The sequence below is a fragment of the Saccharopolyspora sp. genome (assembly GCF_017434145.1).
Taxonomy (GTDB): domain Bacteria; phylum Actinomycetota; class Actinomycetes; order Mycobacteriales; family Pseudonocardiaceae; genus Saccharopolyspora_C; species Saccharopolyspora_C galaxeae.
The window spans coordinates 1-7,917 of the sequence record NZ_JAFRFW010000913.1; the positions used below are offsets into that span (position 1 = coordinate 1).

Consider the following 7,917-nt stretch of genomic DNA (forward strand, 5'->3'; position numbering starts at 1 on the left):
GTTCCGGACGCAGCGGCGGGATGTCGGGCGGCCCAGGCGGCGAAGACTCGCTCAGCGCGGAGCATCAGTCCTTGCTCGCCTACGTCTCCGGCAACGCCGGTGATCGGGAGGTTCCGCTGGCGGTCGAGGGCGGTTCGCACGGCGCCGCCTCCTACCTGATCAACAGCGAGCTGCCCGCGGTCGGCATGGGCGGGTTCATGGGCAGCGACGACGCCCCTTCGGTGCAGCAGCTCACGGAGTGGAAGAGCACCGGCCAGCTCGGCTTCGTCCAGCTCGGCGGCGGCCCCGGTGGCGGCCCGGGCGGCCCCGGCGGTTCGGGCAAGCAGGGCGGGTCCGGTCAGGGCGGCCACAGTCAGGCTGGCCCCGGTCAGGACGCCGCGGATCAGACTGGTCCCGGCGGCTCGCTGCGCTCCCAAGGCCCCGGCGGCGAAAAGCGCACCGAACGCCAGCAATGGGTGCAGCAGAACTGCACCGAGGTGCCCCCGGCGACCTACGGCGCCACCACCGAGTCCGACGAGATGGGCAGCAACTCCACCCAGCTCTACGACTGCCGCACCTAACCCCGCCGAAGTGCGGGTCTCCTCCGCCCGACTCCCGTGCACCGGGCAAAGGGGACCTTCACGCGCGCTACGAGAGGCGCGCCGACACGCCCGCACGCCATCCGATCAGCGCAACGCATCCCGGAGTGAACGGCCTGTTGGTCCGGCTGGATTGGTGAACGGGTCCGTTCACTCCGGGAGAACGCGCGTGCTCGCGGCGGCGTCCGGCGGGTTCCCAGCGTCCGTTCAGCGACTGCTCAGACGAGTGAGAGACCCTGGCCAAGTGGAAGATGGAAAGACGCCCTCGGCGCGCGTGCTGGTCGTCGACGACGAACCCAACATCCTGGAACTGCTCACCGCCGCCCTCCGGCTGAGCGGCTTCGAGGTGCAGGGCGCGGCAAGCGGCGCCGAGGCGCTCAGCGCGGCGAGCGATTTCCGCCCGCACATCGTGGTGCTGGACGTGATGCTGCCGGACCAGGACGGCTTCGCGGTGGCCCGCAGGCTCCGCACCGGCGGCGATGCCGTGCCGGTGCTGTTCCTGACCGCGCGCGACTCGGTGGAGGACCGCATCGCCGGGCTCACCGCGGGCGGCGACGACTACGTGACGAAACCGTTCAGCCTCGACGAGGTGGTGCTGCGGCTGCGCGCGATTCTGCGCCGCGCCCAGCCCGCGCAGCTCGCCGAGCCCGATTCGCGGCTGCACTACCACGACCTGGAGCTGGACGAGGAGACCTACGAGGTGCGCCGGTCGGACAAGCTGGTGAACCTCTCGCCGACCGAGTTCAAGCTGCTGCGCTACCTGCTGATCAACGCGGAGAAGGTGGTCAGCAAGACCCAGATCCTGGACCGGGTGTGGAACTACGAGTTCGGCGGGGACAGCCGGATCGTCGAGTCCTACATCAGCTACCTGCGCCGCAAGGTCGATTTCGTGCAGCCCGCGCTGATCCACACCATCCGCGGCGTCGGCTACGTGCTCCGGATCCCGCCGGAGGAACGATGCTGAAGCGCTTGCTGCCGCGGACGCTGCGCGGCCGGCTGCTGCTGGTGCTGATCGGCGCGACCGTGGCGGGCCTGCTGGCCATGGGGTTCGCCAACCAGGTGATGCTCAAGAAGTCCCTGATGGATCGGCTCGACGACCGGCTGCGGGAGATGTCCCGCCCGTGGGAGCACGGCCGCCCGCCGCCGGGGCCGCCACCGGGGCAGCGCGATCCGCACGACAAGCCGGACTGGTTGCCCACGGACTTCCGGGTGTTGCTGTTCGACGCGGACGGCAGGCTGGTGCGCATCGACGGGCCTTCCGCGAGCGACCCGAAGCGCCCGGTGATCCACCCCTCCGATCTGGAGCACGAGTTCGCGACCGTGCCGGACAGCCTCGGCGGCGCGAACTGGCGGGTGCGCACGGTGACGCTGCCGGACGGGAGCGTGCGGGCACTGGCGCTGACCACCGACAACGTCGGCATCCCGTTGCAGCTGCTGATGTTCATCGAGCTGGGCGTCGGCGCGGTCGTGGTGGCGGTGCTGGTGGTGGCCGCGTTGGTGACGGTGCGGCTGGGGCTGCGGCCGCTGACCCGGATCGAGCACACCGCCGACGCCATCGCCACCGGCGAGCTGGACCGGCGCATCCCGGACCAGGACCCGGGCACCGAGACGGGCCGGCTGGGCGCGGCGCTGAACACGATGCTCGGCCGCCTCACTTCCGCGTTGCAGCAGCGGGAGCAGTCCGAGCACCGGTTGCGCCGGTTCGTCGCGGACGCTTCGCACGAGCTGCGCACCCCGCTGACTTCGATCCGCGGTTTCGCCGAGCTCTACCGGCGCAGCGAGGACCCGGACGCGGAGACGGTGCGGATGATGATGTCCCGCATCGAAGGCGAGGCCGTGCGGATGAGCGATCTGGTGGAGGACCTGCTGCTGCTGGCCCGGCTGGACCGCGAGCGTTCCGTCGACCTGGTGGACGTGGACCTGGTGCCGTTGGCGCGCGACGTGGCGGGGGACGCGCGGGTCCGCGACGGCGATCGGGACATCGAGCTGGTCGTGCCGGAGCGCCCGGTGCGGGTGCTCGGCGACGGGCACCGGCTGCGCCAGGTGCTGACGAACCTCACGACGAACGCGCTGGTGCACACCACGCCCGGCACGCCGGTGCGGATCGAGGTCGAGCACGGTGCGGTGGACGACTCGGACGCGGTCGGTACGGGGGCGCCGGTCGAGCCGGGCACGGCGATGGTCGTGGTCTCGATCAGCGACCGCGGCCCGGGCATCGCGCCGGAGCACGTCCGCCGCATCTTCGACCGGTTCTACCGGGTCGACGACGGCCGGGAGCGTTCCGAGGGCGGCACCGGCCTCGGCCTGGCGATCACCGCCGCGATCGCCGAGGCGCACAACGGCCGCGTCGAACTCGCCGCGAACCCGTCCGGCGGCAGCACTTTCCGCCTGCTCATCCCGCTGAGCTGAGCACGCTGTTCCTCCATGAGTGAACGGACCGTTTGCCCAATCTATTGGGACCAACAGGCCGTTCACTCCGAGAGCAGTTCCGCTGATCGAGTGGCGACTCGGGAGTGTCGGGGAGTTCCGCGCGCGGATGTGCGCGAAGTGAGCGGACCGTACGATCAATCTTGCCGGGCGAACGGTCCGCTCACTCGGGGCTTCGCTCAGACCTTGATGGTCGGGTTGTGCAGGTCGAACCACTGGGACACGTCGAGGATCCGCTCGAACATGTTCCGCGTGTTGGTGTCCACTTCGGACGGATCGAGCCGGACCGCGGACCGCGCCCACTGCTCGTTCATCAGCTCCAGCGACCGGTCCCCGGTCGAGAGCAGGTCGGCGACCTGCTTCTGCAGCTCACCCGCGTACTTCGGGTCCTGAGTGGACGGATACGGGCTCTTCACCCGGTCCACCACCGACTTCGGCAGCACGTCGGAGGTGGCGTGCCGCAGCAGGCTCTTCTCCCGGTCGTCGAACGTCTTCAGCGACCAGGGCGTGTTGAACACGTACTCCACCAGCCGGTGGTCGCAGAACGGCACCCGGACCTCCAGCCCGACCGCCATGCTCAGCCGGTCCTTGCGGTCCAGCAGGCTGCGCACCATCCGGGTCAGGTGCAGGTAGCAGATCTCCCGCATCTTGGCCTCGAACGGGCTGTCGGTCTCCTTGCGCGGCATGGCCGCCACGGCCTGGTCGTACTCGGACTGGATGTAGCCGGGGATGTCCAGCCGCTGCGCGATGCCGGGGTTGAGGACCTCGTTGCCGTCGCTCTGGGCGTGCCGGGCCATCCCGAACGCCAGCCACGGGAAGGTGTTTGCCTGCTGCACCTGCGGGTCGTGGAACCACTTGTAGCCGCCGAAGACCTCGTCGGCGGACTCGCCGGACAGCGCCACCGTGGAGTGCTCGCGGATCTTCTTGAACAGCAGGAACAGCGAGTTGTCCATGTCGCCGAGCCCCATCGGCAGGTCCCGGGAGGCCACTGCGGCGCGGCGCACCGCCGGATCGGCCAGCGACTGCGGATCGAGCACGATGTCCTTGTGCTCGGAGCCGACGTGCTTGTGCACGTCCTGCACGTACGGCCCGTCCGGGGTGTCGCGCACCGGGTCGGGCACGAAGTTCTCGGTCTGGCCGACGAAGTCGACCGCGAAGCTGCGCACCGTCTCGCCCTGCTCGCGCAGCTGTTGCGCGGACAGCGCGGTCAGCGCGCTGGAGTCCAGCCCGCCGGACAGCAGCACGCAGCGCGGCACGTCGGCGACGAGCTGGCGGGCGACGATGTCGTCGAGCAGTTCGCGCACGTGCCCGACGCTGGCGTCCTGCCCGTCGGTGTGCTCGGCGACGTCGAGCTGCCAGTAGGTGTGCTCGCGCAGGCCGTTGCGGTCGAAGGTGACGATGGTGCCGGGCTTGACCTCGTGCATGCCCTGCCACACGGCCTTGCCGGGGGACTTGGTGAAGGAGAACAGCTCGCGCAGCCCGTCGGCGTCGACGACCTTGTCGACCTCGGGGTTGGCCAGGATCGCCTTCGGCTCCGAGCCGAACAGCACGCCGTTCTCGGTGGGCTGGTAGTACAGCGGCTTGATGCCCATCCGGTCGCGGATCAGCAGCAGCTGCTCGGTCCGGGTGTCCCAGATGGCGAAGGCGTACATGCCGTTGAGCTTCTCGGCGACGTCGGCGCCCCACTCCAGGTAGCCGTGCAGCACGACTTCGGTGTCGCTGTCGGTGTCGAAGTGGTGCCCGCGGCGGCGGAGTTCACCGCGCAGCTCGGAGAAGTTGTACGCCTCGCCGCTGTAGACCATGCCGACCTTGCCGTCGGGGGTCTGGACCTCCATCGGCTGGGTCCCGCCGGGCAGGTCGATGATCGCGAGCCTGCGGTGCCCGAGGGCGGCGTGCGGTTGGACCCAGGTGCCCGAGTCGTCCGGCCCGCGGCAGGCCATGGTCTCGCACATCGCGTCGATCACGGGCTGTTCCCGGGTCAGGTCTCGGCGGAAGTCGATCCAGCCGGAGATTCCGCACATCGCTGTGCTCCCTTCGCGGAGGTGTTTACTTAGCCAAGTTAACGAGATCGTTGCATCGTGGAAACCAAACATCCAGGTGAGGCGACGTGAGATCTCCCACGGATATAACTCGCTTACCAGGCAAAACACCCGAAACAATCGGGGCCGGAGCCGGTGACGCGATGTATGTCCGCCGTGCCCAACGCAGCATCAACACCGCGTCAAAGTGCCCGGAGGTGGCGTCAAGACCGCGTCATGAAGCTGTCCGGCCGGACCGCGGCGGGCTTGGGTGGAAGACGGCGGGCGCCACCGGGGCGCCCGGAGCCGAAGGAGCCTCGCGGTGGCGGATCTGGCCTTCGCATCGTTGTTGATCGGCGGATTCCTCGTGCTGGCGCTGATCCTGCGCGGTTTGGAGCGGTTGTGATCGCGGCCAACGTCGCGGGCGGAGTGCTCGCGTTGCTGCTCGTCGCCTACTTGTTGGTCGCGTTGATCCGGCCGGGGAGGTTCTGATGCCGACCGCCGGGTTCGCCCAGCTCGTGCTGCTGGTGCTGGCGCTGGTCGCGGTGCATCGTCCGTTCGGCGACTACCTGGCCCGCGTCTACACCGATCGCGGGCACTGGCGGGTGGAACGGGCGTTTTACCGGCTGCTGCGGATCGACGGCGATTCCGGGCAGCGGTGGACGACGTACGCGGCCGGAGTCCTCGGCATTTCGTTCGCGTCGATCGTGCTGCTGTACCTGATGCAACGGCTGCAACCGCTGCTGCCGCTGAACTTCGGGCGCGGCTCCGTGCAACCGGCGATGGCGTTCAACACCGCCGTCAGCTTCGCGACGAACACGAACTGGCAGTCCTACGTGCCGGAGCAGGTCATCGGGCACGCGGTGCAGATGGGGGGGTTGACGGTGCAGAACTTCCTCTCCGCAGCGGTCGGGATGGCCGTCGCGGTCGCGCTGGTTCGCGGTTTCACCCGCTCCGGTACCGACCGCATCGGCAACTTCTGGGTCGACCTGATCCGGGGTGTCGTGCGGGTGTTGCTGCCGATCGCGGCTGTGGCGGCGGTGCTGCTGGTGGCGCTGGGCGTCGCGATGACCTTCGCGCCCGCCCTGGTCGCTGTCGGGCTCGACGGGCGGGAGCAGGTGATCGCGACCGCCCCGATCGCGAGCCAGGAGGCGATCAAGGAACTGGGCACCAACGGCGGCGGCGTGCTCAACGCGAACTCCGCGCATCCGCTGGAGAACCCGAGCGGTGCCACCAACCTCGTGGAGATCTTCCTGATCCTGGTCATCCCGGTGAGCCTCACCCGTGCTGTCGGCACGATGGCCGGCGATCGGCGGCAAGGCCGGGTGCTGTTGTCGGTGATGGCGGTGTTGCTGCTGGTGTCGCTCGCGGTCACGTGGTGGGCGGAGGCGCACCCGAACGGCCAGGCGGCGCTGGCGGCAGGCGGTGCCTGGGAGGGCAAGGAAACCCGTTTCGGCCCGTACCTGTCGGCGCTGTTCGCGGTCGCCACCACCGGCACTTCGACGGGCGCGGTGAACTCGATGCACGACAGCTTCACCGGCCTCGGCGGCGGCGTCGTGCTGCTGAACATGCTGCTCGGCGAGGTGGCGCCGGGCGGTGTCGGCGCCGGGTTGTACGGGATCCTGGTGGTGGCCGTGCTCGCGGTGTTCCTCGCCGGGCTGATGGTAGGGCGCACGCCGGAGTACCTGGGCAAGAAGCTCGGCCGCCGCGAGATCACCGCCGCCGCGCTGTCGACCTTGGTGATGCCGGCGCTGGTGCTGCTCGGCGCGGGCACCGCCGTCGCACTTCCGTCCACGTCGGACGCCATGGCGAATCCGGGCCCGCACGGCCTGTCCGAAGTCCTCTACGCCTACGCCTCGGCGGCGAACAACAACGGCAGCGCCTTCGCCGGTCTCACCGCGACCGGTGACTTCTTCCAGGCCACGCTGGTGTTGGCGATGCTGCTGGGGCGACTCGTGCCGATGCTGGCGGTGCTGATGCTCGCCGGTTCGCTCGCGCGGCAGCAGCGGATGCCGCCCACCGCCGGAACGCTGCCCACCGGTGGCCCGCTGTTCGCCGGCCTGCTCGGCGGCACCGTCGTGCTCGTCAGCGCGTTGACGTTCGCGCCAGCGTTGGCGCTCGGCCCGATCGCGGAGGCGCTGTCATGACCGTCCTGGAACGCGGAGAAGCACCGGTTCGGAGTGCTCCCGCGGCGTTCGGCCCGCGGCAGCTGTGGGGTTCGATGCCGGAGGCGCTGCGCAAGCTGGACCCGCGCCATCAGCTCAAAAATCCCGTGATGTTCGTGGTGTGGGCGGGTTCGGCGCTGGTGACGGTGCTGAGCGTCGCCGAGCCGAGCGCGTTCGACATCGCGGTGGCGGTGTGGCTGTGGTTGACCGTGCTGTTCGCGAACCTCGCCGAGGCCGTCGCCGAGGGGCGTGGTCGCGCGCAGGCGGAATCGTTGCGCCGCACCAAATCCGAGGCGGTCGCGCGGCTGCTCACCCAGCACGGCGAGCAGCGGGTGCCCGGCGCCGAACTCCGCGTCGGCGATCGCGTAGTGGTCGAAGCGGGCGAGCCGATCCCCGGTGACGGAGACGTGGTCGACGGGATCGCCACCGTCGACGAATCGGCGATCACCGGCGAATCCGCCCCGGTGATCCGGGAGTCCGGCGGTGATCGCTCGGCCGTCACCGCGGGCACCACCGTGCTGTCCGACCGGATCGTGGTGCGGGTGAGCACCGCGCCCGGCGAGACCTTCGTGGACCGGATGATCTCGCTGGTCGAAGGCGCGAAGCGGCAGCGGACGCCGAACGAGATCGCGCTGACGATCCTGCTGTGCACGCTCACGGTGATCTTCCTGCTGGCGGTGCCGGCGTTGCAGCCGATGGCCGCCTTCTCCGGTTCGCTACTGCCGGTGA

Annotated in this window: 6 protein-coding genes and 1 pseudogene; 6 read left to right on the forward strand and 1 reads right to left on the reverse strand. The window is 69.8% G+C overall.

All coding sequences use genetic code 11. The features are described 5' to 3' along the window. The 3 genes and pseudogenes from IJH84_RS24705 to IJH84_RS24715 form a co-directional block, all read left to right on the forward strand. Positions 1-560: pseudogene (locus IJH84_RS24705) on the forward strand (hypothetical protein); the annotation flags it as partial. A 262-nt stretch (positions 561-822) separates the two neighbouring features. Further along, positions 823-1,542, forward strand: a complete 720-nt coding sequence (locus tag IJH84_RS24710) for a response regulator transcription factor (protein ID WP_295149641.1) — start codon at positions 823-825, stop codon at positions 1,540-1,542. Next, positions 1,536-2,987 (forward strand): cell wall metabolism sensor histidine kinase WalK, encoded by a 1,452-nt coding sequence (locus IJH84_RS24715; RefSeq protein WP_295149643.1) that lies wholly within the window; start codon positions 1,536-1,538, stop codon positions 2,985-2,987. The genes IJH84_RS24710 and IJH84_RS24715 overlap by 7 nt, the downstream gene beginning before the upstream one ends. 197 nt (positions 2,988-3,184) lie before the next feature. Here the strand turns inward: IJH84_RS24715 and asnB are convergent, their stop codons facing one another. Further along, positions 3,185-5,026, reverse strand: coding sequence for an asparagine synthase (glutamine-hydrolyzing) (gene asnB, locus IJH84_RS24720; RefSeq protein WP_295149645.1), 1,842 nt, complete (start codon positions 5,024-5,026; stop codon positions 3,185-3,187). 399 nt (positions 5,027-5,425) lie between these two features. Here asnB and kdpF point away from each other — a divergent pair, with 399 nt between their 5' ends. The 3 genes from kdpF to IJH84_RS24735 all read left to right on the forward strand — a co-directional run. Beyond that, positions 5,426-5,515 (forward strand): K(+)-transporting ATPase subunit F, encoded by a 90-nt coding sequence (gene kdpF / locus IJH84_RS24725; RefSeq protein WP_295149648.1) that lies wholly within the window; start codon positions 5,426-5,428, stop codon positions 5,513-5,515. After that, positions 5,515-7,170: a potassium-transporting ATPase subunit KdpA gene (kdpA, locus tag IJH84_RS24730; protein ID WP_295149650.1), complete on the forward strand. Its 1,656-nt coding sequence runs from the start codon at positions 5,515-5,517 to the stop codon at positions 7,168-7,170. The genes kdpF and kdpA overlap by 1 nt, the downstream gene beginning before the upstream one ends. After that, the coding region (locus IJH84_RS24735) for an HAD-IC family P-type ATPase (RefSeq protein WP_295149653.1) at positions 7,167-7,917 on the forward strand (751 nt) is incomplete at its 3' end. The genes kdpA and IJH84_RS24735, both read left to right, overlap by 4 nt.

Coding starts and splice junctions, on each gene's coding strand:
- IJH84_RS24715 (WP_295149643.1), top strand. CDS start 1,536: ATGCTGAAGCGCTTGCTGCCGCGGACGCTGCGCGGCCGGCTGCTGCTG.
- asnB (WP_295149645.1), bottom strand. CDS start 5,026: ATGTGCGGAATCTCCGGCTGGATCGACTTCCGCCGAGACCTGACCCGG.
- kdpA (WP_295149650.1), top strand. CDS start 5,515: ATGCCGACCGCCGGGTTCGCCCAGCTCGTGCTGCTGGTGCTGGCGCTG.